The organism is Pseudomonas sp. H3_D04 (assembly GCF_054669175.1).
This window is the reverse complement of record NZ_CP162801.1, coordinates 2963353-2988130: the sequence shown is the minus strand read 5'-3', so window position 1 is coordinate 2988130 and position 24778 is coordinate 2963353. Positions and strand designations below refer to the sequence as shown.

The window sequence follows — 24778 nt, the reverse complement described above, 5'->3', positions numbered from 1 at the left end:
CGAACGACACAAAACCCGTAGGAGCGAGGCTTGCCCGCGAAGGCAATCCGCCAGGCACTGAAAATCTTAAAGCTTAACCTTGGATTTCCCGTTCCAACTCTTCTTCGGTCGCAGCTGCCTTACCCTTGGTCTTCAACTCACTCACTATCACCGCCGCCACAATTAACCCCGCACCCACCAGAGCAATCGCCGGCAACCGCTCCCCGGCGATCCGCCCGACAATCCCGGCCCACACCGGCTCGCCCGCATAGATCAACGTCGCCCGAGTCGGCGATACGCTCTTCTGCGCCCAGTTCATCGCCACCTGGATTGCCGCGCTCGCGGCGCCCAGGCCCAGTGCACTGCACAGCAACAACCACGAGAAATCCGGAATCACTTCCTGGGTCGGCACCACCATCAGGAACGCCAGCACCGACGTGGTCGCCAGTTGCACCACCGTCACCCGGCGCACATCGACCTGACCGGCATAGGTGCTGATCAGAATGATCTCTGCCGCAATCGCGACCGCGCTGATGAGCGTGGCGATTTCACCGGGGCTGAAATTAAAGGAAGCGCCCGCAGGCCCGGACAGCAACATCAACCCGGTAAACGCCAGCATGATCCCGATGCTCGGCATCAGCCCCGGACGCCGCCCCAGCACCAGCCATTGCAGCAACGGCACGAAGGGCACGTACAGCGCGGTAATAAACGCCGACTGACTGCTGGGAATACTTTGCAAACCCACGGTCTGCAAGCCGTAACCGAGCATGATCGCCACGCCAATAAAGGCACCGGCCTTGAGTTCGAACAGGGTCAGGTCCCGCAGGTGACGCCATGAGAACAACGCAACAATGATTGCCGCCGCGGCAAAGCGCAGGCCGACGAAAAACATCGGCCCGCTGACGGTCATTGCATGCTGCACCAGCAGGAATGTCCCGCCCCATACCATGGTGATCAGCACCAGCACGCACTCGGCCTTGCTGAACCGAGAGAAACGGGGAGAAGTGTGAGAGGGGTTCACAGACGTCATGACCTTGCGCGCTACCTGAGGGCGACGCACAATGCGTCGAATGTTGCGCAGTATACTGCCCAACCCCACCGAGTGAGCAATATAGTGCACAAAGATTCTACCCCTCGGGCTTCGGTCCTCCAGCACGTCAGCCAGAACGTCCGACGCCTGCGCCATGCCGCCGACATGAGCCAGACCGCGCTGGCCGAAAAGTCCGGAGTTAGCCGTCGCATGCTGGTGGCGATCGAGGCTGGCGAGAAAAACGTCAGCCTGACCACCCTCGATCGCGTGGCCGAAGCGCTGGACGTGGCGTTCAGTGATTTGATCCAGGCGCCGGATGCTCGAGATCCGAGCCGTATCAACGAAGTGGCCTGGGCAGGTTCGATCCCCGGGAGCAAAGCCGTTCTGCTGTCCAAAGCCACCGCTACCCGCGAAGTGGAGCAATGGGAGTGGTGCCTGCAACCAGGAGAAATCTACCCCTCGCAACCGGATGCCGAGGGCTGGAGTGAGCAGATCTTTGTATTTGAAGGCTGCCTGACCTTGATGCTGGGCGACACGCCGCATGAGATCGCCGCCGGCGAGTTCTACATGTTCCCCAGCAACCAGCCGCACGCCTACCGCAATGATGGGGTTGTGGCGACGCGATTTGTTCGGAACGTGGTTATTTGACTTCTGATTTCGGTTGTCTGGGTTGTTGTGGGGCAGGGCACGTAGAGAGCGTTGATACATACTCGGTACAACCTGTATTGAGTTTCCACTATTGCTCGGTATCTTAGTGATAGTCCAATCTCTGGATCGATCCAAACAAATGACTCGTACGGTGATCGCCATGAACAGTAACTAATTTTAGTATCACTTTTTGAGCATGAGTTAAAGTGCACCGAGATGAGCAGAACTAACGGCAAGTCAATTGGCAGTTTGTTGTGTTAGAAGAAATCAGAATAAATTTCATCTTTTTTATTTCTGGTTTGAAGGGGTGGTGAGAATAATGTATAACGGGATACAAAATTAGAATGAAACAGGCTAGCTATCTGTCAGATATTACAGTGGATTTCGAAATTTGCAGGGGTGAAGCTACTCCAGTAATGAAACGTTATTGATTGTATTATTTAAAAGGAGAAAGAGATGGACCTACAGCCAGGTTGTATTCCGATGGTTAGAATGGGAGACGATAATACTTTCGTCGTAGGGCAGTTTCGGCTCGGAACCGAATACAGTTCAAGTAGTATCATCCCGTCTATTCACGCTCAAGAAGAGCAGAAAGTTAATCGCTTAAAAGAAAGTAACGGTTTTGAGTCGGGTGATTGTTGGTATGATCCTCCTGACTTGATTTATACTCAGCAGTACACCGTTGTTGAGTTGGAAGAAGCAATAAATAGAAATTCATATGCCGAGATGGCTACAATATTTTCAATTCTTAAAAGTGCACTTGCCGGAAGGCAGGTCGGCCAGGCCAACGCCGACCAAACCAAGGTGACACGTTACACTAAGGAGAGGCCTACTTGGATTGCGGATGCGAATAATTACGGGAGGCTAATTAAGGATCCCAAATATCCTTTTGTTTACGGGATTTATAGAAGTGATAAGGCTAGAGCTACTACCGCACAGAGTATTGACTTGGTCGATATTCTGATTGGTGCGATGTTCTATAAAGGAGGAGGGGTGTGAAGTGACGAAATGGTTTCATTGGTAAGTGGTTTTCTTCGTGCATTGGCTGGTGGTTAATGCTTTTTCATGGTTTTGTAACGAACTCGGCATGTCGTTGGTTTGATATGTATTAACCGATCCGGTAACTGATTTGTGTTGAATTTTTGGGTCGGTTTTCTTGTTTCGCTGTTGTTTATTTACCTACTGTCTGCTGATCAACAATAGCCGAACAGTTTGTATCTTTTTTACAAGAACTCTCTGACATTACGTTCGGTAATCGTCTGAATTTGCGCAGATTCAATTTGGGCGTGATTTCTGCAATAGGTTTTGGGGAGTCCACTGGAAACCCCGTAGTCGACCATGACAACCCCAGCCCAACCCTCCCACGCCGCCCATGTTCCGCTTGGACGCCGAGTCCGTCGCCATCGTTCACAAGCTCTCTGCACGCTTTGCCATTGAAGCCAGCGTGCGTGATCGCGAGCGGCATCTACCGATTGTTGAACTCGACGAATTCGCCGACGAGGATCAGAAGCGCTATGACTTCGGCAAAGCCCTGCAGGGCTACTGTTTCGGCAAATTCTTCCCCGAATCCAAAAGCGAAAACGCCAGGGCTTTCGAAACACGTATTCGCTTCTATCACGACAGCGGTTTGTCCGGCGCTTGAACCGTCAGGACATGGCCCATGATCTGGAGCGCATCTACGACTGGTTTCCGCGTTTGAAAACCAAGCGCAAGACCCAGGCCGGGCTGACGTCCGGCGGCGAGCAGCAGATGGTCGCCATCGGCCGGGCGCTGAAGACGCGTCCTACTTTGGTACTGCTTGATGAACCCTCCATGGATTTGGCGCCTATTATCGTCCAGGAGATTGTCGAGATCGTCGCGCAACTCAATCGTGCCGAGCAGGTGAGCTTTCTGATTGCCGAGCAAAACATTAACGTGGCACTCAACTACGCATCGACGGCCTACGTTCTCGATACCGGCCGAGTCGTTGCTGGCGCGGGGCGACCTGCCCGATTTACATTCAGGTAAACATTGACCAGTGAGAACGCCATGACTCAAACCCAGCGCGCACAGGCGACCGACGCCATCCGCCACGCGGACATCCTGATCGTCGGCGGCGGCCTCAGCGGCGCGATGCTGGCGGCGCAGCTGTTGCGATTGCCTGGCAAGCGTTCGGTGCTGGTGATCGAGCCGCGCGCGGAACTCGGGCGGGGCGAGGCGTACAGCGTGGTCGAGCTGGGCCATACGCTCAACGGCAACGCTGCGCGCATGAGCGTTGACCCGGACAACGCTGACGACCTGACCCAATGGCTTACCGAACACATCGCGGCCGGTGGCTGGCCGGAGTCCGATGAGCAGCATGTGCCGATCAGTGAGCTGTTCCCGCCCCGGGGCCTGTTCGGGGTGTACGTGCAGCAGCGCTTGGCGCAAGCGCAGGCGGTGGGGGCGGTGGACGGTTCGACGGTCGAGCACGTGCGGGCCGAGGTGGTCGATCTGCAAACCGGGGATGATTCGGTATGGCTGACCTTGAGTAATGGGCAGCGCTTGCAAGGCGCTTACGCGGTGCTGGCCACGGGGATGTTTCCCGCTGCGCGCACCCCGCAGACCGAATCCAGCGGTTTGAACGCTGCGGCGCTGGATCCGTGGGATGTCGCGGCCATGCGCCGGCTGGACCCGCAGTCGACGGTGTTGATCATCGGTTCGGGCCTGACCATGGTCGATGCCGTCGTGTCGTTGGAGCAGGCCGGGCATCGTGGCCCGATCGAAGTGTTTTCCCGGCACGGCTTGCTGCCGCACGTGCGCCGGCAGCCGCCGGCCTGGGTGGATTTTCTCGCTGAGGATCAGAGCATTCGCACGCCTCGACAGCTGGTGCGCGAACTGCGCCGGCATTGCCGGGACGCCATCGCTCAAGGCATCGACTGGCAGGCGCCGCTCGATACCGTGCGGGCGCACATCGGCCGGTTGTGGAATCAGGCGACGGACGTGCAGCGCCGACAGTTTGTGCGGCATGTGCGGCCCTGGTGGGAAAGTCATCACCACCGCTCGCCACCGTTGAGTGCCGAGTTGGTGGCGCGGCTGCACAAGGAAGGGCGGTTGCGGATCCAGGCGGCGTCGTTCAAAGGGCTGGAATCGACGGTCGAGGGGCGGGTGAGCATCCGCATCCGCCGTCGTGGCGAGGTTGAAACCACGGTGGTCAGCGGCGCAGCGTTGATCAATTCCAGCGGCATCGAATACGACTGGCGTCGGGTGGCCCGACCGCTGCCGCAACAACTGCTGGCGCGCGGGCTGATTCGCCCGGGGCCATTGGCGTTGGGGATTGCGGCGGCGGTTGATGGCGCCGTGCTGGACGCCGATGGACAGGTGGCCCAACGGCTGTTCGCCATGGGCCCGCCGTTGCGCGGCATGTGGTGGGAAAGCACGGCCGTCACCGACGTCGCCAGTCAGGCCAAAGCCCTCGCCGACCGGCTGGCCCGGTCGCTGTAGCCGCTGTCGAGCTTGCGTTCGGCTGCACAGTCAGTGCAACTTCAGGTGCTTTGCACTATCCCATCCTGCTGCGGTCGTAAACTTCACAGAGCGGCGCATCACTGCGCCGCTGCACCCGTGGAGATCCAATGAGCCAGGACGTCCTGACCACCGAAGCCAATCGCCGTCAGTTGCAGCAAATCATCGCCGGTTTGTCCGATGGGGTGATTTTGCTGGAACTCGACCAGACCATTGTGTGGGCCAATGAAGCCGCGCTGGCCATGCATGGCGTCAGTCAGATCGGCGAGTTGGGCGCCAATGCCAAGGAGTACGCCAAGCGCTTCGCCTTGCGCTATCGCAATAATCACCCGGTGCCGCCAGAGAACTACCCGATCAGCCGCGTCGCCAAGGGCGAGACCTTCGCCGATGTGCTGGTTGAGGTGACGCCGGTCGACGATGAGGAACGCATGTGGGTTCATAACGTGCGCAGCATGGTCCTCGCCGACAGCGCCGGCGAGGCGGAGTCGCTGGTGTTGATCATGGACGATGTCACGGAATGGGCGAGCGCCGAGCAGCGTTTCGAAAAGACGTTCAATGCGAACCCGGCACCGGCGGTGATCTGTCGTCTCAGCGATTTGCGTTACATCAAAGTCAATTCGGGCTTCCTGGAAATGACCGGCTATGCCCGCGATCAGGTGATCGGGACTTCGACCTATGAGCTGGACATTCTGGACGGCGCCGAAAACAGGGACCTGGCCATCGAGCGTCTGCGCGAGCACGCCACGATCCCGCAGATGCAGGCTGAGCTGAAACTGCCTGAAGGCGGCAGCAAGCAGGTGATCGTCGCCGGTCAACCGCTGGAGTTCAACGAGGAGGACTGCATGCTGTTTTCCTTCGTCGACATGGAGCCGCGGCACAAGGCCGAGGTTGCCCTGCGCCAGAGCGAGGAGCGGTTCGCCAAGGCGTTTCGCCTGACGCCGGTGCCGACGCTGGTCTGTGGTGCACAGGATCAGGTGGTGATCGACGTCAACGAAGCCTTCCTGGATACCCTCGCGTACCCCAGTGAAGAAGTGCTCGGAAAAACCGTTGCCGAACTCGACTTTATCGATGACAAGGGCGCGCGCACACGGCTGTTCGCGGCGCTGGAGAAGGCGGGAAGCCTGGATCGGGTCGATGTCAGAATCCGCAGGAAAGACTCGAGCGTGATTGACTGCACGGTGTCGGCCGACACCGTGAACATTCAGGACAACCCTTGCTACCTGCTGGTGTTGATGAACATCACCGAACGCAAACGTACCGAGCTGGAACTGGTGGCGGCGATCGAAGAAGTGATGAAAGACGCTTCCTGGTTCACCCGTACGTTGATCGAAAAACTCGCCAACGTGAAGAACATTAACTCGCCGCAGTTACCCAGCGTGTCCTTCACCGACCTGACCGCCCGCGAGCGCGATGTGCTCGGCCTGATCTGCGAAGGCCTGGCGGACAAGGAAATCGCGGCACGCCTGAAACTGGCGCCCAACACTGTGCGCAACCACGTGTCGACGGTGTATTCCAAGCTGGATGTGCACAGTCGCAGCGAAGCAATTGTGTGGGCGCGGGAGCGAGGTTTGTTCTCCAGTGAGTGGCGGCCCAAAGGCCAGCGTTAAGGTGCAAATGCACTAGGCGAGGCAGTGCAAATGGAGGTTCTGGCGGGGTGCAGCAGTTCCTAACCTGTCAGGGTGCGAAACGGGCCTTTGGTCGGTATCGCGTCCTCTACGAAACAGCTTAAGGAACAGTCGTATGCTCGGCCAATTCAACCAGTTTTCAGTCGACGGAGTCAGCCGGCCCATGGGTGAATCGCAATGATTTATCTGGCGCAATTGCGTGCGCAACTGGAACAGCACTTTTCCCCGCTGGCTTGCGATTGCAGCGTGTCGGGGGACAACTCGGTGACGGTGAAGCTGTATCACCCCGCGTCGGGGCAGGTGGATCTGGTGGTCAGTGGGCTGAGTGTCGCTCACCTCAGAACGCCGGAAGCGGTCGCTTCGTTGATTGAGGAGCTGCGTTACGAGCTCGAAAGCAACAATTTGCATCAGAGGCAGGACTCGGTTTCGTAGCTGTCGTTTTTCAGTGTTGAAAACGAGTTAAGTGCCTTATTGACTGGCATTGGCGGCGGGCTAGGCTATAAGAAATGCGAGGGTATTATTTTCTGTGACCAATCCGCGGCTACGCGGTAGGGGTGTCGGGTCGCGGAAAGTGTCGATGACTTATCGCGGGACAGCCTATGAACAGTCTTGGGAAACGTGCTTTTTCGCCCCTGTCGCTCGCCTTTTGTGTAGCGATGCTCAGCGGTTGCGCCAGTCCGCCACCTCCACCGCCCGCCGCACCACCGCCTGTTCCGCAGCGCACCTGCGAAACCACTGAACAAACGGATGTGATGGGCGATGCAAGAGTGACCGAGGAAGTGACCCGGCAAACGAAAGTGACCCGTTGCGTCACTCAGTAGGTCTGACTGCTTCGTTGCTTTCCTCATGTGTTGAATGCGCAATGATCCGGCACCCTCACGGGTGCCTACACCTGGGGGCCTGAACCTCAGACATCCTCGATCCTGACCCAGCGTGACTCGCTTGCCGCCAACCGGATTGCCGTCGCCAGACGTTCCACTTCCCACGCTTGCTCAAAGTCAGTCCCTCCCTGGGAAAGGCCGGCCAGGGCCATCACCAGGTCATGTACCTCTAGCGTCTTGAGTTCGTTGTATCCCAGCTGATGACCCGCCGCCGGGCTGAACGCCGCGTAACCCGGCAGGTTCGGTCCGGCGAGCAAGCGCTGGAAACCGTCCTGGCCGGCGCGATACAGCCGCAGCTCGTTCAAGCGCTCCTGGTCGAACGCCAGCGTGCCTTCAGTGCCGCTGATCTCGAAGCTCAGATGGTTCTTGTAGCCATGCTTGAGCCAACTGCTGCTGAACGTACCGCGTGCGCCGTTGGCAAACCGCAGCAGCGCGTGGACCTGATCGTCGACTGCAATGGGCCGTTGCTCCTGGCTGCCTGACGTCGCAGGACGCTGCCGGTGCACGGTTTGAGCGTCGGCGCACACTGATTCGACATCGCCCATCAGATAGCGCGCCATCTCCAGTAAATGACTGCCCAGATCCGCCAGCGCGCCGCCCGCGTGATCGGCATCGCAGCGCCACGACCACGGCGAAGCAGGATCGGCCATGAAGTCTTCGCTGAATTCGCCCTGAAAACTGATGAGCTGCCCCAGTTTGCCGCTGTCGATCAGCTCCCTGGCCAGCCCGATCATCGGGTTGTGCTGATAGTTGTAACCCACCCGCGTCACGATGCCCGCGGCGTTGGCGGCCTGACGCATCGCGTTGGCTTGCTGCAGATTCACCGCCAGAGGCTTCTCGCAATACACCGCTTTACCCGCCGCGAGGGCGGCCATGGCCATGGGGTAGTGGAGGTGATTGGGCGTAGTGATGGCGACCAGATTGACCTTGGGATCATCGATCAGCTGTTGCCAGTCGGTGTGAGCGGTTTCGAAACTCCAGGCGTCGGCACACTGCCGTGCACGATGTGGATCGACGTCGGCGAGGGCCGCCAGCCTGAGCTTCAGCGGGAGCTCGAACACCGCGCTGACATTGCGAAAGGCCAGGGCGTGGGCGCGACCCATGAAACCTGTGCCGATGAGTCCGATACCGAGTTCGCGCATAGCTGGGGGCCTTTTGGGATTTTTGTTGTTGGGACGCTATTTATGGAATATAAATTCCTAAAATGCAATTGATGGAATAATAATTCGTTATGTGTATGGCATCAGCGAAATGGCTACAACGCTATGCGCTCAGTAGGCGGTGCTGGAAGGTGAGGGGGCGAGTCATTGGTGGAGTATTCGGTGGAGCGCTCTTGCTGATCTCTTTTACCGCTCTGTCAGATTCTGAAATAACTCGTCTCGTATGAGGCGCTCCGAAACATTGTAGGATCTCATCCCCCATTTCTTTCAGGTCTATATGAACACCCTCCTGGAGCCTCCCAGTCGCTTTTTTCAATCCACACCCTGTATCCATTCGGCCTTCGCTATTCGGCGCAGGTCTCGCTTTCTAATATCGCTTAACCTCGAAATCCCGGCTGCAGGTTGCTCAGTGATCTCCTTCTCCAGGACTGACCGTGCCATCTCGAAGGGTTCACTTCCTTGCCTGCGCTCGGTGAAACCTTTCTTTCTTGCGCCTTGTGCCCTGAACATCGCATCCGCTCCGTCGAGCAGGCGTTCGTGTGTTTCTGCCATTCACTCATTCGCCCCCACTCTACGAGAGACTGAATAATTCCTATGGAATGGATTGCTGATCCCACGGCCTGGCTTGGCCTGCTGACCCTGATCGTGCTGGAGCTGGTGCTCGGCATCGACAACCTTGTGTTCATTGCCATCCTGGCTGACAAGCTACCGCCAGAGCAGCGGGATCGCGCGCGCGTCATCGGGCTGTCCCTTGCATTGCTGATGCGTCTTGGCTTGCTCGCGAGCATCTCCTGGATGGTCACCCTGACCGAACCTTTGTTCGAGGTCTTCGACAAGACGTTCTCGGGCCGGGATTTGATCATGCTGTTCGGTGGTGTGTTCTTGTTGTTCAAGGCCACCATGGAATTACATGAGCGTCTTGAAGGGCATGTGACACAACGCACAGGCAATGCGGCCTATGCGATGTTCTGGCCTATCGTTGCGCAAATTGTGGTGCTGGATGCCGTCTTCTCGCTGGACGCTGTGATCACTGCCGTGGGCATGGTGGAGCACTTGTCGGTCATGATGATCGCTGTGATTTTCTCCATTGGCTTGATGATCATCGCAAGCAAGCCATTGACCAATTTCGTCAACGGGCACCCCACCGTCATCATGCTCTGCCTGGGTTTCTTGATGATGATCGGCTTCAGCCTCACCGCTGAGGGCCTTGGCTTCCACATTCCGAAAGGCTATCTCTACGCAGCGATCGGCTTCTCGATCCTGATCGAGTTGTTCAATCAGGTGGCTCGCTCACGCCGCAAGAAGAGTGTGCAAGGTCATCGCCCTATGCGTGAGCGTACTGCGCATGCCGTTTTGCGTTTGCTGGGTGGCCACAAGCTGGGGGCCGATGAAGTCGGCGAGGAAATAGCTGACATGCTGTCAGGTGCAGAGGCCGAGCAGGTTTTCCATCGACGGGAGCGCGTCATGATCAGTGGCGTGCTGCAGTTGGCGGAACGCCCGATACGCGGCGTCATGACTCCGCGTGCGGAAATCGACCATATTGACCTGGCCGATTCTGCGGAAAAAATCCGCACCCAGCTGATGCACTCGCCGTACTCCCGATTGCCGTTGATCCGCAGTGGGCGCGTTGATGAGCCTTTGGGGTTCGTCCACAAGAAGGAGCTGCTCAAAGAGCTGTTGGCCGGGCACCAGCCCAACCTGGAAACCATTGCCCGCCAGGCCATCAACTTGCTGGACAACTTCTCGATTCTCAACGCACTGGAACAGATGCGCAAAGAGTCGACTCACATCGCGTTCGTGGTGAACGAATTCGGTGACTTCATGGGTATTTTGACCATGACCGACATTCTCGAATCCATCGCGGGTGAGTTGCCGGATGCCAGTGAAATTGAAGGCCCGAATATCGTTGTCGAGGAGGGAGGCTTCCTCGTCAGTGGTGCGCTGAATCTCAGCCAGATTCGCGAACACATTGGCTTCCAGGCTAAAGCGACTGATGACTATCAGACGCTCGCAGGGTTGGTCATGAGCTTGCTGGATCGTCTGCCGGTCATTGGCGACAAGCTCGATTGGCAGGAGTGGAGCATGACCGTTGTGGAGGTCGAAGAACGACGAGTGACGAGGGTGCGATTGCGTAAAAAGTAAGCCGGAGTCCGCTCGGCAAAAGGCAGCCCTGAGGCTGCCTTTTGTTCATCCTGAGCAGTGAATCAGGACAAGAATCCGCCATCCACATTCAACGAAACCCCGGTCGTGTAGCTCGACGCATCGCTGGCGAGGTACAGCACCGCGCCGGCCATCTCGCTCGGATCCGCTACGCGCTTGAGCGGGATCTGCTGCAACGCGGTCTTCAGGATCGCGTCGTTCTTCACCAATGCCGACGCAAACTTGGTGTCGGTCAGGCCCGGCAGCAGGGCGTTGCAGCGGATGCCGAACTGCGCGCATTCCTTGGCGAACACCTTGGTCATGTTGATCACGGCGGCCTTGGTCACCGAGTAGATGCCCTGGAAGATGCCCGGCGAGATGCCATTGATCGACGCGACGTTGATGATGCTGCCGCCACCGTTTTCGCGCATCAGTTTGCCGGCTTCGACCGACATGAAGAAGTAGCCACGGATGTTGACGTCGACGGTCTTCTGGAAAGCGCCTAGGTCGGTGTCCAGTACGTTGCAGAACTGTGGGTTGGTCGCGGCGTTGTTGACCAGGATGTCCAGGCGCCCGAACTGTTCCTTGATGCCGGCGAAGACCTGGCTGATCTGTTCCATTTCACCAATGTGGCACGCGACGGCGGTGGCTTTGCCGCCGGCGGCGATGATGGCGTCGGCCACGTGCTGGCAGCCGTCAAGTTTGCGGCTCGAGACGATGACGTGGGCGCCTTGCTGGGCCAACAGTTTGGCGATGGCCTCACCGATACCGCGGCTGGCGCCGGAGACGAAGGCGATTTTGCCGTCGAGGTCGAACAAGTGAGTCTTGGACATGAGGTTTCCTTGTTATTAGGGCCCGGAATGTAGTTAAAGCCGCGATCAGAGCGTAGATTTCTGGATGACTTGCAGGCTCATCTGCTCCAGCAGTTTGTTCATGTGAATGAACTGCGCGAAGCGTTTGTCCTGGGTCTGACCGTGGAAGAAGCGGTAGTAGATCTGCTGCACGATGCCGGCCAGACGGAACAGGCCGTAGGTGTAATAGAAGTCGAAATTGTCGATCTGGATGCCAGAGCGTTGGGCGTAGTAATCGACGAATTCGCGACGGGTCAGCATGCCCGGGGCGTGGCTCGGCTGGCGACGCATCAGTTGCACCGGCGCCGGGTCTGTGGCTTCGATCCAGTAGGCGAGGGTGTTGCCGAGGTCCATCAGCGGGTCGCCGAGGGTGGTGAGTTCCCAGTCGAGCACGCCGATGATTTGCATCGGGTTGTTCGGGTCGAGAATCACGTTGTCGAAGCGGTAGTCGTTGTGGACGATGCTGGAGGTCGGGTGGTCGGTAGGCATCTTGTCGTTGAGCCAGGCCTTGACCGCCTCCCACTTCGGCGCGTCCGGCGTCAGGGCTTTTTCGTAGCGATCGCTCCAGCCCTTGATTTGCCGTGCCACATAACCTTCGGGCTTGCCCAGGTCGCCCAGGCCAAAGGCCTTGTAGTCGACACGATGCAGTTCAACGAACTTGTCGATGAAGCTTTTGCACAAGGCTTCGGTTTTCGCCGAATCCAGGCCCAGTTCCGGTGGCAGTTCCGAGCGCAGGATGATCCCGTTGACCCGTTCCATCACGTAGAACTCGGCGCCGATCACCGATTCGTCGGTGCAGTGCACATAGGCCTTGGGGCAATACGGAAAACCGTCGCGCAGTTGATTGAGAATGCGAAATTCGCGGCCCATGTCGTGTGCGGACTTGGCTTTGTGGCCAAACGGCGGCCGACGCAGGACGAACTCCTGCTCCGGGTATTCCAGCAGGTAGGTCAGGTTCGACGCACCGCCTGGAAACTGGCTGATCTGAGGCAAGCCACTCAAGCCCGGAATGTGGGCCTTGAGGTACGGATCGATCAGGCTGGCATCGAGTTCTTCGCCGGTGCGGATACGGGTGGACTGGTCAGTAAGCGCCATGCTTATCCCTTCTGCTTATTCTGGAGGCCTGCGATTATTGGCTAATCTAATGCGCGCACCCGGCACCCACAACCACGAACGGCCCTTATAGGTGAGCGTGTTGCCGGGCAATCATTGCTTTTGATACACCTGTTTGAATGACCCTCAAGGCGCAACCTTGCTCAGTGAGGCCGGCAGGGCAATGGGCGTCAACACGGGACTGCCGGAGAAGAATGCCACCAGGTTACGACCCACCAACTCCACGGTGCCTTGCGTAGCCTCCGGAGACAACCCTGCGACATGCGGCGTCAGGATCACGTTGGTCAGCGCCTTGAGTGCCTCCGGCACGTGAGGCTCGGCATCAAACACATCCAGGGCGGCACCGGCAATGCGTCGTTGCTCAAGCGCAGTGACCAGGTCTGCCGTGGCGATCACCGAGGCTCGGGCGATGTTCACGACGAACCCTTTGGGGCCCAAGGCATCAAGGACGTGTTTATTGATCAGGTGTTTGGTGCCCAGGCCGCCAGGGGTGGCAACGATCAAAAAGTCCGAGGCACGAGCCAGTTCGGTCGGTGTCGAGCAGAAGGTATAGGGGACGTCGCTGCGATGCTGGCGGTTGTGGTAACTCACGGTCATGTCGAAGCCGGCGGCGGCGCGTTTGGCGATGGCCATGCCGACCGCGCCGAGGCCGAGGATCCCCAGGCGCTTGCCGGCCAGGGAGGGGCGCATGATCTTCGGCCACTCGCCGCGGCGTACCGCTGCGTCGCAACGGGGAATGTCGCGAACCAGCGCCAGCAACATCGCCATGGCATGGTCGGCGACTGAAGAGGCGTTGACGCCGGCGCCATTGGTGACGGTGACGTCCCGGTTGGCGGCGGCTTGCAGGTCGACGTGTTCGTAACCGGCACCGATCACGCAGATGATTTTGAGGTTGGGCAGGGCGGCAATTTCATCGGCGTACAAGCCCAATGGACCGCGAGTCAGTACCGCATCAATCTGCGGGCCATGCCGTGAGATGGCGGCGGCGCGCTCGGCCGGCGTCGGGGCCAGAATCAGGTGAAAGCCCTGATGTTCGAGAATCGGCAAGTAATCGTTGATGGTTTCAACCAGTACCAGAACGGTTGCAGGCATGCTGAGCTCCTGTGGGGATTGAATGTCGGATCTCGAATGTTGCTTCAGATTGCTGATTCCAGAGGAGTTTAGCAACGACCGGGGATTGCACACGCCGTTGATCAGACTGATTCACCTTGGGAGGTCAGAAAATGGCGGGCGGCGTCGAGAATCTCATCAGACAGTTCATCCCCCCGCGTGGCGCGAGCCAGGGTCAGCGCGCCGACCATCAAGGAATAATCCACCAAGGCTTGCTGGCGATTGGCTTGGGGCTGATCCGAATCCATCAAAGGGGTGAGCATCTGCAACAACGCTTCCAGCCCCTGGGTGTAGGTCTGGTGCAAACCGCTTTCGGCGGTTTCATGGCACATGTCGCCGGCAAACGCCGTGACCGGGCAGCTTTCGCCCGGGTTATCGCGGTTGGCCGCCGACAGGTAGGGCGCGATGATGCTCGTGCGGGCCGAGACGCGGTTATCGTTGGCGTCGATTTTCTGCTTCCAGCGTTCCATCGACTGGGTGAACGCCCGGGTGCAGGCCTCTTTCGCCAGCGCTTCCTTAGAGTCGAAATGACCGTAGAACCCGCCGTGGGTCAACCCGGCCGCGCCCATTACATCGACGACGCTGATCCCGTGCAGGCCGCGCTCGCGAAACAGTCGCGTGGCGGCTTCGACGATGATCTCGCGGTTGAGTTCGGCTTGTTTGCGAGAGACTCGAGGCATGGCGGCTCACAGGTAGGGAAGGTGTTTAGATGACTGGCATCATAAGTAACTGTCGAGCGCGTGTCAGTGAATGACTTTCGCGGCAACAGTCGGCCCGGTCGAAGGATCTATCTTTCCCGATTGCGAGATGTCCTCCGAGACCTTGTAAAACGCCAGGCGTGGCGGCAATCAGTTGGCGTATTGAGCGATGCCATTGCCGAAAGACCAGTTCTCGGGTTTGCCTTCCACCAGATTGATGAAGACATCTTCCAGGCGAACACCCAGTTCAGCGTTGAGGCTTTCGGCGATGGTCTTGTAGAGCAGTTTTTTCTGCTCGAGGGTGCGGCCTTCCCGCAAGGTGATCTGGATGATCACCAGGTTGTCCGTACGATTGATGCCCATGTAAACGGGGTCAAAGATAAAGTGATTCTCGTCGTGTTCGGCGAGGATCTGGAAGTTATCGTTCTCGGGGACGCCAATGGTGGCATGCATGGCAGCGTAGATCAGTTTGCCGATGCGCTTGGCGAAGAGCGGGTCCTGGTTCTTTTTTATATCGACGCGAACGAGTGGCATGAGAGGTCTCCGTAAAAGAGGGCTGCCGGTCAGCAGGTGATTTGAGATTACATGACGCTAATCCTTCACCGAATAGATTTATCAAGACATCTATTTAATTTGATGCAAGAGCGCCACGGGAGCAAGTGTAGGAGAGCGCCACAAAGGCACGCGCCCACTGGGTCTGGATCTGATCCGCACAACCACTCCTCAGCTAAGTCTTTGCTTCTGTTCATTAATCCCGGACAATCGCGCCCCTGTTTCGGCCAGGGCGCTGCCCGTCGGATTTTTCCGACTCGTCCTGACCGGGTAGCAAATGACCGGAATGCGGAGATCCCACCGGATGAATGATCAGGCCAATAGCGTCGACGAACGCTATGTAGCGGCGACACCAGCGACTCTCACTAGCTGGAATCGCCATGACACCACCTGGATGCTCGGCCTGTTTGGCACGGCCATCGGAGCCGGTACCCTGTTTTTGCCGATCAACGCGGGCCTGGGAGGATTCTGGCCGTTGCTGATCCTGGCGGTGCTGGCATTCCCGATGACCTTTTATGCGCACCGTGGCCTGACCCGCTTCGTGTTGTCCGGCCGCGAAGGCGCGGACATCACCGAAGTGGTGGAAGAACACTTCGGCATCAAGGCCGGTGCGTTGATCACCTTGCTGTACTTCTTCGCGATCTTCCCGATCCTGCTGATCTACAGCGTGGCCCTGACCAACACCGTGGGCAGTTTCCTTGAACATCAACTGCACATCATGCCGCCCCCGCGCGCCGTGCTGTCGCTGGTGCTGATCCTCGGCCTGCTGGCGGTGGTGCGTTGTGGCGAGCAGGCGATCGTCAAGGCCATGAGCCTGATGGTGTACCCGTTCATCGTGGCGCTGCTGTTTCTCGCGGTGTTCCTGATTCCGCACTGGAACGGTGGCATCCTGGCGACGGCGTCGACCCTGCCTGAACCGTCGGCGCTGCTGCACACGCTGTGGCTGGCCATTCCGGTGATGGTGTTCTCGTTCAACCACTCGCCGATCATTTCGGCGTTCGCGGTGGACCAGAAGCGTCGTTACGGCGAACACGCTGAAGAGCGCAGTTCGCAGATCCTCTCCCGCGCCCACCTCTTGATGGTGGCGATGGTACTGTTCTTCGTCTTCAGCTGCGTGCTGACCCTGTCGCCGGGGCAACTGGCGGAAGCCAAGGCGCAGAACCTGTCGATCCTGTCGTACCTGGCCAACCACTTCAGCAACCCGACGATTGCCTTTGCGGCGCCGTTGATTGCGTTCGTGGCCATTTCCAAGTCATTCCTGGGCCACTACATCGGCGCCAGCGAAGGCCTCAAAGGCTTGATCGTAAAAAGCGGCAAACGCCCGGCGCCCAAGACCCTGGACCGCATGACCGCCGCGTTCATGCTGGTGGTGTGCTGGATTGTCGCGACCCTGAACCCGAGCATTCTCGGCATGATCGAAACCCTCGGTGGCCCGATCATCGCCGCGATCCTGTTCCTGATGCCGATGTACGCGATCCGCAAAGTGCCGGCGATGGCGCGCTTCCGAGGTCAGGCGTCCAACGTCTTCGTGACGGCGGTGGGGTTGGTGGCGATTTCGGCGTTGATCTATTCGCTGACGGCCTGAGCACTGCTTTGATCATTCCCACGCGGGGTGGTGTGCACCCCAAAAGTTGGACGATTGTGGATCTAGGCCTGAACGGATTGAGTCCTGTATTCCACAGGGCTCATTCCGTTCAGCCTCAGCTTGATGCGCCTGTGATTGTAATAGTGGATGTAGTCCACTAATCCGGCCTGAAGCTCGTCCAGATTACTGAATTTGTTCAGGTAAAAAAATTCGGATTTGAGCGTGCCAAAGAAGCTTTCCATGGCCGCGTTGTCGTAACAGTTCCCTTTGCGTGACATGCTCGCTGTGACCGAGCGCTCTTTTAGGCGTTGCTCATAAATAGGCATCCTGTACTGCCAGCCTTGGTCTGAGTGCAAGATGGGTTTTTCGTCTGGTTTTAGTCGCGCAAAAGCTTTGCTAAGCATTGCCCCGACCATGCTGAACAACGGCCGTCTGGCGATATCGTAGGAAATGATCTCGGCGTTATAGAGGTCCAGAATTGGCGATAGATACAGCTTCTGTCCTCCCACCTTAAACTCCGTGACGTCGGTTACCCACTTCTGATTGGGTTGTGATGCTTGGAAGTCGCGGTTCAGAAGATTGGGGGCAGCTCGCCCCACTTCACCTTTGTAGGCGCGATATTTCTTCACCCGTACTCGGCATCTGAGGCCAAGTTCAGCCATAAGGCGTTGCACGGTCTTGTAGTTGATCAAGAAACCGGCATTGCGCACTGCCAGCGTCACGCGGCGATAGCCAAACTTGCCTTCTTCTTCGTTGAAGACCTCACAGATCTTGGCTTTCAGCTCCGCATACTTATCAGCCGCCTGGAGCACTTTCTGCTGATAGTAGAAGGTACTGCGCGCCAATCCAGCGATTTTCAACAAGCCGTCGAGAGAGTGCCGCTGCCTCAGTTCAATTACGATTTGCGCTTTTTCTGTTGCGCTGCTCGTTTCTTTTGAACCAAGGCATCGAGCTTTTTTAGGTAATCATTTTCCAGCCGAAGTTGATTCAGTTCTGCGATCAACTCATCCCGGGAACGGGACTCATCAGGTAACAGAGGCTGGGCAGATTCGGGCGGTTTGGGCATTTTCTTTGTAGGTCCAGTTCGTCTGGGCTGGCTGAGCAGGGCATTTTCACCGCCCTCATCATAGCGGCGGTGCCAATCGCCGACGATGTTGAATTTCCGGATATCAAATAACGCGGCCACTTGGCGGTAGGAAAGCTGCTCTTCGCGCATCCGCTTCAAGACGGACATCCTGAATTCAGCACTATAGTGCTGCACTTTTTTTACTTCCAGAGCGGCCGGACCGTGCACCTGGTAGGCCGCGACCCACTGGCGCAACGACGAAAAATCCACCTCGTGACGGTGTGCGACATCTCTAAGCCCCGCTTTGCCAGCGCAGTAATCCTGGACCGCTGATAGCTTCGCTTGAACCGTGTACTTTCCCATGAAACACCCCATCGGTTGTGTCCAACTTTTGGGGTGCAGACCAGGGCGGGGGAACGATCAGGGAACGATCAGGCCTAAAAAAACGCTGCTCATCTTTCGATGGGCGGCGTTTTTTATTGCGTAGAAGAACGCACACCCCTGATCCAGCGCACCCGTCCCCCGGGATTAGCGGCTAAGCTTGCGGCTGCATCAGCGCGTCGTAGACCGTTTGCCGCAGATTGACCCTTTCTCTGGAGACGCTTTATGGCAGGTGCCCCCGGCGCATCGGTGCAACCCCGTGCCGATACGCCCAACCGCTGGCTCGACGTTATGGCCGGTGTGTCGATTGCCGGTTTGTTGTTGCCCGAGGCCGTTGCCTATTCCAGCATTGCGGCGTTGCCGCCCCAGGCCGGGGTGATTGCGCTGTTTGCCGGGTTGCTGTGCTACGGACTGTTCGGCACCAGCCGTTTTGCCATTGTTTCCGCGACTTCATCTTCGGCAGCGGTACTGGCCGCCGCCACCGCCACGCTGGCCAACGGTGATTCAGGGCTGCGCATGACGCTGGCGATCGGCCTGGTGCTGGTGACGGGTGGTTTTTTCCTGTTGGCCGGACTGTTCAAGCTAGGCCGCGTGACGTCATTTATCGCCAAACCGGTACTGCGCGGCTTTGCATTGGGCCTGGCCGTGACCATCATCCTCAAGCAACTGGCGAGCATCGTTGACGTGCACTTGAGCAACGGCAACCTGATCCGTTTCCTGCCGCAACTGCTGGAGCAGTGGGCGCAGTGGAATCGGGTTGGCTTGCTGGTCGCCGCGGTGGCGCTGCTGGTGTTGTGGGTGTGTGCACGTTTTCGGCGATTACCGGGAGGCTTGCTGGTGGTGGCGCTCGGCATTGCCGCCGGCCAATGGCTGAACCTGCCGGCCTACGGAGTGAAACTGATCGGTGTGATCGACCTGAGCCTTGAAGTGCCCCGGCTGCCGGTGCTGCCGTTTGCCGACTGGCTGCACCTGGGGGAATTGGCGTTTGCCATGGTGATGATTCTGTATGCCGAATCCTATGGATCGATTACCTCGTTTGCACTCAAGCATGGCGACCGGGTTTCCTCGAACCGCGACCTGCTGGCCCTCGGGGCGGCCAATCTGCTGTCAGGCCTGTTCCACGGCATGCCGAGCGGCGCCGGTTACTCCGCGACGTCGGCCAATGAGGCGGCCGGTGCCGGTTCACGCCTGGCCGGTGTGGTTGCGGCGGGGGTGGTGTTGCTGATTGTCTTGACCGTGTTGCCCTGGATTGCCTTGACGCCCGAACCGGTGCTGGCGGCCATCGTCATTCATGCACTGGCGCGCGGCTTGAGCCTGCAGCCATTGGGTCGGTATTTCATCTGGCGTCGCGACCGCTTGCTGGTGATCTGCGCGGTGGCCGCCGTGTTGGTGCTCGGCGTGCTGGACGGCTTGCTGGTGGCGGTGGTGATCAGCGTGGTGCTGATGCTCAAACAGATGTCTTCGGCGGATATTCAAGTGCTGGGGCAAATGGGTAACGGCCATGATTATGTCGACCTGCAGCGCCATCCCGATGCCCGGGCGATCCCTGGCGTGCTGATCGTGAGGCCCAGCGAGGCGCTGTTTTTCGCGAACGTGGAGCGCATTCTGAGTGGCGCGCTGCACCTGGCCCGGCACGCGGAGCCGCCGGTGCATACGATCATTCTCAGCCTGGAAGAATCCCCCGATCTGGACGGCACCAGTATCGAAGCGCTGGAAGCGTTCTTTATGCAGGTGCGGGCGCTGGACATGCTGTTGATCCTGGCGCGGCTCAAGCACGAAGCCAAAGCGGTGCTCGCACGGTTACCGACGCAGGAAATGGAGCAGGTGATTCTGAGTGGCCTGAGCGTCGACGGCGCGGTGCAACAAGCCCTCAAGCCATCCACATAACCCCTGTGGTAGCGGGTTTGCGGGCATAAAAAAACGCCGCTCATCTCACGATGGGCGGCGTTTTTTATTGCGTTGCAGCGTTAGGCTTGAACGACCGGGATGTTGGCGTTCGCAGCAGCTTCACGGAACTCGGCGATCTGGTCGAAGGACAGGTAGCGGTAAACGTCGGCCGCCATGCTGTCAATCTTGCCAGCGTATTCCATGTACTCCTCGACGGTCGGCAGGCGACCCAGGATGGAAGCAACGGACGCCAGCTCGGCCGAGGCCAGGTAGACGTTCGCGCCGTCACCCAGACGGTTCGGGAAGTTACGGGTCGATGTCGACACCACGGTGGAGTTCGGCTCTACACGTGCCTGGTTACCCATGCACAGCGAGCAGCCTGGCATTTCCATGCGAGCGCCGGCCTTGCCGTAGATGCCGTAGTAGCCTTCTTCGGTCAGCTGGTGAGCGTCCATCTTGGTCGGCGGCGACAGCCACAGACGGGTTGGAAGCTGACCTTTGACCTGATCCAGCAGTTTACCGGCAGCGCGGAAGTGACCGATGTTGGTCATGCACGAACCGATGAACACTTCGTCGATCTTCTCGCCAGCAACGCTGGACAGCAGACGGGCGTCGTCCGGATCGTTTGGCGCGCAGAGCACAGGCTCTTTGATATCGGCCAGGTCGATTTCGATGATTTCAGCGTATTCGGCGTCAGCATCGGCAACCATCAGCTCAGGGTTGGCAACCCAGGCTTCCATCGCTTGAGCACGACGTTCCAGGGTACGCGCATCGCCGTAGCCTTCACCGATCATCCAGCGCAGCAGGGTGATGTTGGAGTTCAGGTACTCGGTGATGGATTCTTTCGACAGCTTGATGGTGCAACCGGCAGCCGAACGTTCAGCCGAGGCGTCGGACAGCTCGAAAGCTTGTTCGATGCTCAGGTTGTCCAGGCCTTCGATTTCCAGGATGCGACCGGAGAATGCGTTCTTCTTGCCTTTCTTCTCGACGGTCAACAGGCCAGCCTGAATCGCGAAGTAAGGAATGGCGTGAACCAGGTCACGCAGGGTGACGCCCGGTTGCATTTTGCCTTTGAAGCGCACCAGGATCGATTCCGGCATGTCCAGCGGCATGACGCCAGTGGCGGCGGCGAACGCTACCAGGCCAGAACCGGCCGGGAACGAAATGCCCATCGGGAAACGGGTGTGCGAGTCACCACCGGTACCGACGGTGTCCGGCAGCAGCATGCGGTTCAGCCAGCTGTGGATGATGCCGTCGCCCGGACGCAGGGAAACGCCGCCGCGGGTCATGATGAAGTCTGGCAGGGTGTGGTGGGTGGTCACGTCGATCGGCTTTGGATAGGCCGCGGTGTGGCAGAAGGACTGCATCACCAGATCGGTCGAGAAGCCCAGGCACGCCAGGTCTTTCAGTTCGTCACGGGTCATAGGACCGGTGGTGTCCTGAGAGCCGACGGTGGTCATCTTCGGTTCGCAGTAGGTGCCAGGACGAACGCCTTTGCCTTCTGGCAGACCGCACGCCTTGCCGACCATTTTCTGTGCCAGGGTGAAGCCTTTGCCGGTGTCGACAGGCGCTTCAGGCAGCTTGAACAGATCGGTAGGGCCCAGGCCCAGTTCGGCACGTGCCTTGTCGGTCAGGCCGCGACCGATGATCAGCGGAATACGGCCGCCAGCACGAACTTCGTCCAACAGTACCGGGGTCTTCATTTCGAAGGTGGTCAGGACTTCGTCAGTGCCGTGTTTGCAGACTTTGCCAGCATGCGGGTACAGGTCGATCACGTCGCCCATGTGCATGTTGGTCACGTCGAATTCGATTGGCAGTGCGCCGGCATCTTCCATGGTGTTGTAGAAGATCGGAGCGATTTTGCTGCCGAAGCAGAAACCGCCGGCACGCTTGTTCGGCACGAAAGGCACGTCGTCACCGAAGAACCACAGCACCGAGTTGGTGGCGGACTTACGCGAAGAACCGGTACCGACCACGTCACCGACGTAGGCGATCGGGAAGCCTTGACCGCGCATTTCTTCGATCTGCTTCATCGGACCGGTGACGCCCTGGGCGTCAGGCACGATGCCTTCACGGGCCATTTTCAGCATGGCGAGGGCGTGCAGCGGGATGTCCGGGCGGGACCAGGCGTCCGGAGCAGGGGACAGGTCGTCGGTGTTGGTTTCGCCGGTGACCTTGAACACGCGCAGGCTGATCTTGTCGGCCAGCACAGGGCGGTTCTTGAACCACTCGCCGTCAGCCCAGGATTGCAGCACGCCTTTAGCGTGTACGTTGCCGTTCTTGGCTTTTTCAGCGACGTCGTGGAACGCGTCGAACATCAGCAGGGTGTGCTTGAGTTCTTTGGCAGCGACTGGCGCCAGTTCGGCGTCGTCCAGCAGATTGACCAGGGTCACGATGTTGTAGCCGCCCTGCATGGTGCCGAGCAGTTCAACAGCGCGTTTCTTGTCGATCAGAGGGGAGGTTGCTTCGCCTTTGGCGAGGGCCGACAGGAAACCGGCCTTTACATAGGCTGCTTCGTCCACGCCTGGCGGAATGCGATTGGTGATCAGGTCAACGAGGAAAGCTTCTTCGCCAGCCGGGGGATTCTTCAGCAGCTCGACCAGGCCTGCAGTTTGTTCGGCGTTTAGCGGCTGGGGAACGATACCCAGTGCTGCACGCTCTTCGATATGTTTGCGGTAGGCTTCAAGCACAGTTATTACCCTCATCAGTGGTCCCAAATGGGTGTCCGGGACGCTCATCCCGAAATTGCCGTACTCATGCGCTGCGTGGCGTTGTGGGCCACTTAGCCAGAATTACCGACAATTCCTTACAGAAGCTGCTTTCAAAGTTTTACGCCTGCAGAACGGGGAGCTGATGAGGGTTGGCGTAGAGCTTTTCCCCGCTGGAAAAACCCTTCGCCAACTCCGCTCTGAAGGAACGACTGTGCTCGTGACGCTTTGAAAACAGCTTCTAACGGACATTGGCGCCTTAAAAGGCTGGCTGATTCTACGGCAAAAAAAAATTAAAGGTAAGTTGGCCCCTCAAGATTGAGGGGTGATCAATGTTAGACAAAGGGCTAACATGCCGGCCTGTTCTGCTTTCCCGTGTCCTCCTGACCTATGCCCAATCAGACCATCAAGACCCCCTGCGTCGGCCTCTGTTCCACTGTTTACGGTGATCTGGTGTGCCGTGGCTGCAAGCGTTTCCACCATGAAGTGATCAACTGGAATGGTTACAACGAGGAGGAAAAGCGCGCGGTATGGCTGCGTCTTGAGCAGTTGTTGTCCCAGGTGATGGCCAGCAAGCTGGAAATTTTCGACCCGCAGCGCCTGCGCTTGCAACTGGAGCAGCGCAAGATCCGCTTTGTGCCGCATCAATCCGAGTATTGCTGGGCTTATCAGCTGATCGCCCGTGGTGCGCGGGTCATCAACAACCTGGAAGCCTACGGGATGGTGCTGATGCCGGAGTTTCGCGACTGGAACCTGCCGGAATTGCGTGACGCCATTGATCGGGAATTCTTTTTGCTCTCTGAGGCGCATTATCAGCGCTACATTGCGCCGGGGTTTCTGAAAGACGCTTTTGGCGGCTGAACATTAAGTGCTTCGCGGGCAAGCCTCGCTCCTACAGGTTTTGTGTTGATCACACCCGTTGTGTCCGACACAAAACCTGTAGGAGCGAGGCTTGCCCGCGAAGGCGTACTACCCGACGCCGCAAATCTCAATGCTGCGTCACAATCTCCTCCAGATGATCCATGATCGTATCCGGCTTCAGCACCAGCACATCGCTCTCCACCGCATCCAGCACCACCTCCGCCGTATTCCCGATCAGCGCTCCGGACAACCCGGACCGCGCAACAGTGCCAATCACCGTCACCGCCGCCTGCAGCTTGTGCACCATGAACGGAATCAACACATCCGCCGGACCTTCCTCGATGTGCAGGTGATCATCATCGATATCGAACTCGGCCTGAAAGGCCTTGCACTGCTCGCGATAGCGCGCCTCGATGGTTTCGCTGAGCTGCAGCGTAGGGTCCGCCGCCGACAGCATCGGTGACGGATGGGCACTGACCACGTGCAGTTTGGCCTTGGCCAGGCTGGCGATGTCGTAACCGTGATCGACGATGGTGGCGTGCAACGTGCGGTGTTCGCCATCGGCATTGCCGACGTCAATGGCCGCGAGAATGACCCCGCCGGTCCACGGTTTAGAGGTTTTCACCAGCAGCACCGGCGTCGGGCAATAACGCAGCAGTTTCCAGTCCGCCGGGGTCAGCAGGGCTTTTTTCAACGGGCTGTCGGGGTAATGCTGTTTGATCACCAGCCCGCAGCCTTCCGCCTGCTGCACATCGACGATGGTTTCATGCAGGCTTTCATTCCAGGCCTGCTCGGTGGTGACACTGTAGCCGTCCTGTAACAGTGCCGCCTTGAGCACGCCCAACATGCCGCTGTGGTCATGCTTGCGATCGCACACCAGCAGATGCAGATGCGCCTGGGTCACGCCTGCAATCAGTTTGGCCCGTTTGAGCGCCAGGCTTTCCGAGTGTTCGGGTTCGATGACCACCAGGATGCTGCGAATGGCTTGCATGATCGGGATCTCCAGGAAGGTAAAAAATACTGC

21 protein-coding genes and 1 pseudogene are annotated in these 24778 nt (G+C 58.4%); 11 read left to right on the top strand and 11 right to left on the bottom strand.

The features are described 5' to 3' along the window. Positions 1 to 73 precede the first annotated feature (73 nt). Positions 74 to 1099: a DMT family transporter gene (locus tag AB4N91_RS13745; RefSeq protein WP_083376928.1), complete on the bottom strand. Its 1026-nt coding sequence runs from the start codon at positions 1097 to 1099 to the stop codon at positions 74 to 76. On the opposite strand from AB4N91_RS13745, the gene AB4N91_RS13740 reads away from it, so the two are divergent. From AB4N91_RS13740 to AB4N91_RS13710, 7 genes and pseudogenes are all read left to right on the top strand, one after another. Continuing rightward, complete coding sequence (locus AB4N91_RS13740; RefSeq protein WP_010459672.1) at positions 1094 to 1657, top strand: helix-turn-helix domain-containing protein; 564 nt, start codon at positions 1094 to 1096, stop codon at positions 1655 to 1657. The genes AB4N91_RS13745 and AB4N91_RS13740 overlap by 6 nt on opposite strands. A 456-nt stretch (positions 1658 to 2113) precedes the next feature. After that, positions 2114 to 2656 (top strand): hypothetical protein, encoded by a 543-nt coding sequence (locus AB4N91_RS13735; RefSeq protein WP_154504432.1) that lies wholly within the window; start codon positions 2114 to 2116, stop codon positions 2654 to 2656. Between the two features lie 373 nt (positions 2657 to 3029). Continuing rightward, entirely contained in the window at positions 3030 to 3299 is a 270-nt protein-coding gene (locus AB4N91_RS13730) for a hypothetical protein (protein ID WP_195842077.1), read from the top strand. Then, positions 3284 to 3671, top strand: a pseudogene (locus tag AB4N91_RS13725) (ATP-binding cassette domain-containing protein); the annotation flags it as partial. The gene AB4N91_RS13730 and the pseudogene AB4N91_RS13725, both read left to right, overlap by 16 nt. Before the next feature lie 14 nt (positions 3672 to 3685). After that, on the top strand, positions 3686 to 5119 hold the full coding sequence (locus tag AB4N91_RS13720) for an FAD/NAD(P)-binding protein (RefSeq protein ID WP_460112564.1): 1434 nt from the start codon (positions 3686 to 3688) through the stop codon (positions 5117 to 5119). Positions 5120 to 5247: 128 nt separating this feature from the next. Beyond that, positions 5248 to 6744 carry a helix-turn-helix transcriptional regulator gene (locus AB4N91_RS13715; RefSeq protein WP_077749707.1) on the top strand — a complete coding sequence of 499 codons (1497 nt, stop codon included), beginning with the start codon at positions 5248 to 5250 and terminating at the stop codon, positions 6742 to 6744. A gap of 195 nt (positions 6745 to 6939) precedes the next feature. Continuing rightward, positions 6940 to 7194: a DUF1652 domain-containing protein gene (locus tag AB4N91_RS13710; protein ID WP_010459680.1), complete on the top strand. Its 255-nt coding sequence runs from the start codon at positions 6940 to 6942 to the stop codon at positions 7192 to 7194. A 475-nt stretch (positions 7195 to 7669) separates the two neighbouring features. On the opposite strand, the gene AB4N91_RS13705 is transcribed toward AB4N91_RS13710, so the two are convergent. Beyond that, the gene (locus AB4N91_RS13705) at positions 7670 to 8785 is read right to left on the bottom strand and encodes a Gfo/Idh/MocA family protein (protein ID WP_460112563.1); all 1116 of its coding nucleotides are present in this window, start codon (positions 8783 to 8785) and stop codon (positions 7670 to 7672) included. A 330-nt stretch (positions 8786 to 9115) separates the two neighbouring features. Next, positions 9116 to 9355 carry a hypothetical protein gene (locus tag AB4N91_RS13700; RefSeq protein WP_460112562.1) on the bottom strand — a complete coding sequence of 80 codons (240 nt, stop codon included), beginning with the start codon at positions 9353 to 9355 and terminating at the stop codon, positions 9116 to 9118. A gap of 42 nt (positions 9356 to 9397) precedes the next feature. Between AB4N91_RS13700 and AB4N91_RS13695 the strand changes: the two genes are divergently transcribed. Next, positions 9398 to 10945, top strand: coding sequence for a TerC family protein (locus tag AB4N91_RS13695; RefSeq protein WP_010459687.1), 1548 nt, complete (start codon positions 9398 to 9400; stop codon positions 10943 to 10945). 62 nt (positions 10946 to 11007) lie between these two features. Here the strand turns inward: AB4N91_RS13695 and AB4N91_RS13690 are convergent, their stop codons facing one another. From AB4N91_RS13690 to AB4N91_RS13670, 5 genes are all read right to left on the bottom strand, one after another. After that, positions 11008 to 11775 carry an SDR family oxidoreductase gene (locus tag AB4N91_RS13690; protein ID WP_010459689.1) on the bottom strand — a complete coding sequence of 256 codons (768 nt, stop codon included), beginning with the start codon at positions 11773 to 11775 and terminating at the stop codon, positions 11008 to 11010. Between the two features lie 45 nt (positions 11776 to 11820). Next, positions 11821 to 12888 (bottom strand): phosphotransferase family protein, encoded by a 1068-nt coding sequence (locus AB4N91_RS13685; RefSeq protein ID WP_460112561.1) that lies wholly within the window; start codon positions 12886 to 12888, stop codon positions 11821 to 11823. Between the two features lie 144 nt (positions 12889 to 13032). Further along, positions 13033 to 13998, bottom strand: coding sequence for a 2-hydroxyacid dehydrogenase (locus tag AB4N91_RS13680; RefSeq protein ID WP_460112559.1), 966 nt, complete (start codon positions 13996 to 13998; stop codon positions 13033 to 13035). 101 nt (positions 13999 to 14099) lie between these two features. Next, positions 14100 to 14696, bottom strand: a complete 597-nt coding sequence (locus AB4N91_RS13675; RefSeq protein ID WP_010459695.1) for a TetR/AcrR family transcriptional regulator — start codon at positions 14694 to 14696, stop codon at positions 14100 to 14102. Between the two features lie 168 nt (positions 14697 to 14864). Then, the gene (locus tag AB4N91_RS13670; RefSeq protein WP_460112558.1) at positions 14865 to 15248 is read right to left on the bottom strand and encodes a tautomerase family protein; all 384 of its coding nucleotides are present in this window, start codon (positions 15246 to 15248) and stop codon (positions 14865 to 14867) included. A gap of 322 nt (positions 15249 to 15570) precedes the next feature. Here AB4N91_RS13670 and AB4N91_RS13665 point away from each other — a divergent pair, with 322 nt between their 5' ends. After that, positions 15571 to 16851 carry a serine/threonine transporter gene (locus AB4N91_RS13665; RefSeq protein ID WP_010459699.1) on the top strand — a complete coding sequence of 427 codons (1281 nt, stop codon included), beginning with the start codon at positions 15571 to 15573 and terminating at the stop codon, positions 16849 to 16851. 62 nt (positions 16852 to 16913) lie between these two features. On the opposite strand, the gene AB4N91_RS13660 is transcribed toward AB4N91_RS13665, so the two are convergent. Beyond that, a protein-coding gene (locus AB4N91_RS13660) for an IS3 family transposase (RefSeq protein WP_460111992.1) occupies positions 16914 to 18280 on the bottom strand; the annotation gives its coding sequence in 2 pieces (ribosomal slippage) (positions 16914 to 17812 and positions 17812 to 18280; 1368 coding nt in all). Positions 18281 to 18523: 243 nt separating this feature from the next. Between AB4N91_RS13660 and AB4N91_RS13655 the strand changes: the two genes are divergently transcribed. Continuing rightward, entirely contained in the window at positions 18524 to 20185 is a 1662-nt protein-coding gene (locus tag AB4N91_RS13655) for a SulP family inorganic anion transporter (RefSeq protein ID WP_010459701.1), read from the top strand. A gap of 80 nt (positions 20186 to 20265) precedes the next feature. On the opposite strand, the gene acnB is transcribed toward AB4N91_RS13655, so the two are convergent. After that, positions 20266 to 22875 (bottom strand): bifunctional aconitate hydratase 2/2-methylisocitrate dehydratase, encoded by a 2610-nt coding sequence (gene acnB / locus AB4N91_RS13650; RefSeq protein ID WP_010459703.1) that lies wholly within the window; start codon positions 22873 to 22875, stop codon positions 20266 to 20268. Positions 22876 to 23283: 408 nt separating this feature from the next. Between acnB and AB4N91_RS13645 the strand changes: the two genes are divergently transcribed. Beyond that, positions 23284 to 23754, top strand: coding sequence for a DUF1289 domain-containing protein (locus tag AB4N91_RS13645; RefSeq protein ID WP_010459705.1), 471 nt, complete (start codon positions 23284 to 23286; stop codon positions 23752 to 23754). Between the two features lie 127 nt (positions 23755 to 23881). Here the strand turns inward: AB4N91_RS13645 and AB4N91_RS13640 are convergent, their stop codons facing one another. After that, positions 23882 to 24745 carry a universal stress protein gene (locus tag AB4N91_RS13640; RefSeq protein WP_077749702.1) on the bottom strand — a complete coding sequence of 288 codons (864 nt, stop codon included), beginning with the start codon at positions 24743 to 24745 and terminating at the stop codon, positions 23882 to 23884. Positions 24746 to 24778: the final 33 nt, after the last annotated feature.

Excerpts from the sequence above, each read along its gene's own strand:
- AB4N91_RS13735 (WP_154504432.1), top strand. The coding sequence starts at position 2,114 with ATGGACCTACAGCCAGGTTGTATTCCGATGGTTAGAATGGGAGACGAT.
- AB4N91_RS13730 (WP_195842077.1), top strand. The coding sequence starts at position 3,030 with ATGTTCCGCTTGGACGCCGAGTCCGTCGCCATCGTTCACAAGCTCTCT.
- AB4N91_RS13720 (WP_460112564.1), top strand. The coding sequence starts at position 3,686 with ATGACTCAAACCCAGCGCGCACAGGCGACCGACGCCATCCGCCACGCG.
- AB4N91_RS13715 (WP_077749707.1), top strand. The coding sequence starts at position 5,248 with ATGAGCCAGGACGTCCTGACCACCGAAGCCAATCGCCGTCAGTTGCAG.
- AB4N91_RS13710 (WP_010459680.1), top strand. The coding sequence starts at position 6,940 with ATGATTTATCTGGCGCAATTGCGTGCGCAACTGGAACAGCACTTTTCC.
- AB4N91_RS13705 (WP_460112563.1), bottom strand. The coding sequence starts at position 8,785 with ATGCGCGAACTCGGTATCGGACTCATCGGCACAGGTTTCATGGGTCGC.
- AB4N91_RS13700 (WP_460112562.1), bottom strand. The coding sequence starts at position 9,355 with ATGGCAGAAACACACGAACGCCTGCTCGACGGAGCGGATGCGATGTTC.
- AB4N91_RS13695 (WP_010459687.1), top strand. The coding sequence starts at position 9,398 with ATGGAATGGATTGCTGATCCCACGGCCTGGCTTGGCCTGCTGACCCTG.
- AB4N91_RS13690 (WP_010459689.1), bottom strand. The coding sequence starts at position 11,775 with ATGTCCAAGACTCACTTGTTCGACCTCGACGGCAAAATCGCCTTCGTC.
- AB4N91_RS13685 (WP_460112561.1), bottom strand. The coding sequence starts at position 12,888 with ATGGCGCTTACTGACCAGTCCACCCGTATCCGCACCGGCGAAGAACTC.
- AB4N91_RS13680 (WP_460112559.1), bottom strand. The coding sequence starts at position 13,998 with ATGCCTGCAACCGTTCTGGTACTGGTTGAAACCATCAACGATTACTTG.
- AB4N91_RS13675 (WP_010459695.1), bottom strand. The coding sequence starts at position 14,696 with ATGCCTCGAGTCTCTCGCAAACAAGCCGAACTCAACCGCGAGATCATC.
- AB4N91_RS13670 (WP_460112558.1), bottom strand. The coding sequence starts at position 15,248 with ATGCCACTCGTTCGCGTCGATATAAAAAAGAACCAGGACCCGCTCTTC.
- AB4N91_RS13665 (WP_010459699.1), top strand. The coding sequence starts at position 15,571 with ATGAATGATCAGGCCAATAGCGTCGACGAACGCTATGTAGCGGCGACA.
- AB4N91_RS13655 (WP_010459701.1), top strand. The coding sequence starts at position 18,524 with ATGGCAGGTGCCCCCGGCGCATCGGTGCAACCCCGTGCCGATACGCCC.
- AB4N91_RS13645 (WP_010459705.1), top strand. The coding sequence starts at position 23,284 with ATGCCCAATCAGACCATCAAGACCCCCTGCGTCGGCCTCTGTTCCACT.
- AB4N91_RS13640 (WP_077749702.1), bottom strand. The coding sequence starts at position 24,745 with ATGCAAGCCATTCGCAGCATCCTGGTGGTCATCGAACCCGAACACTCG.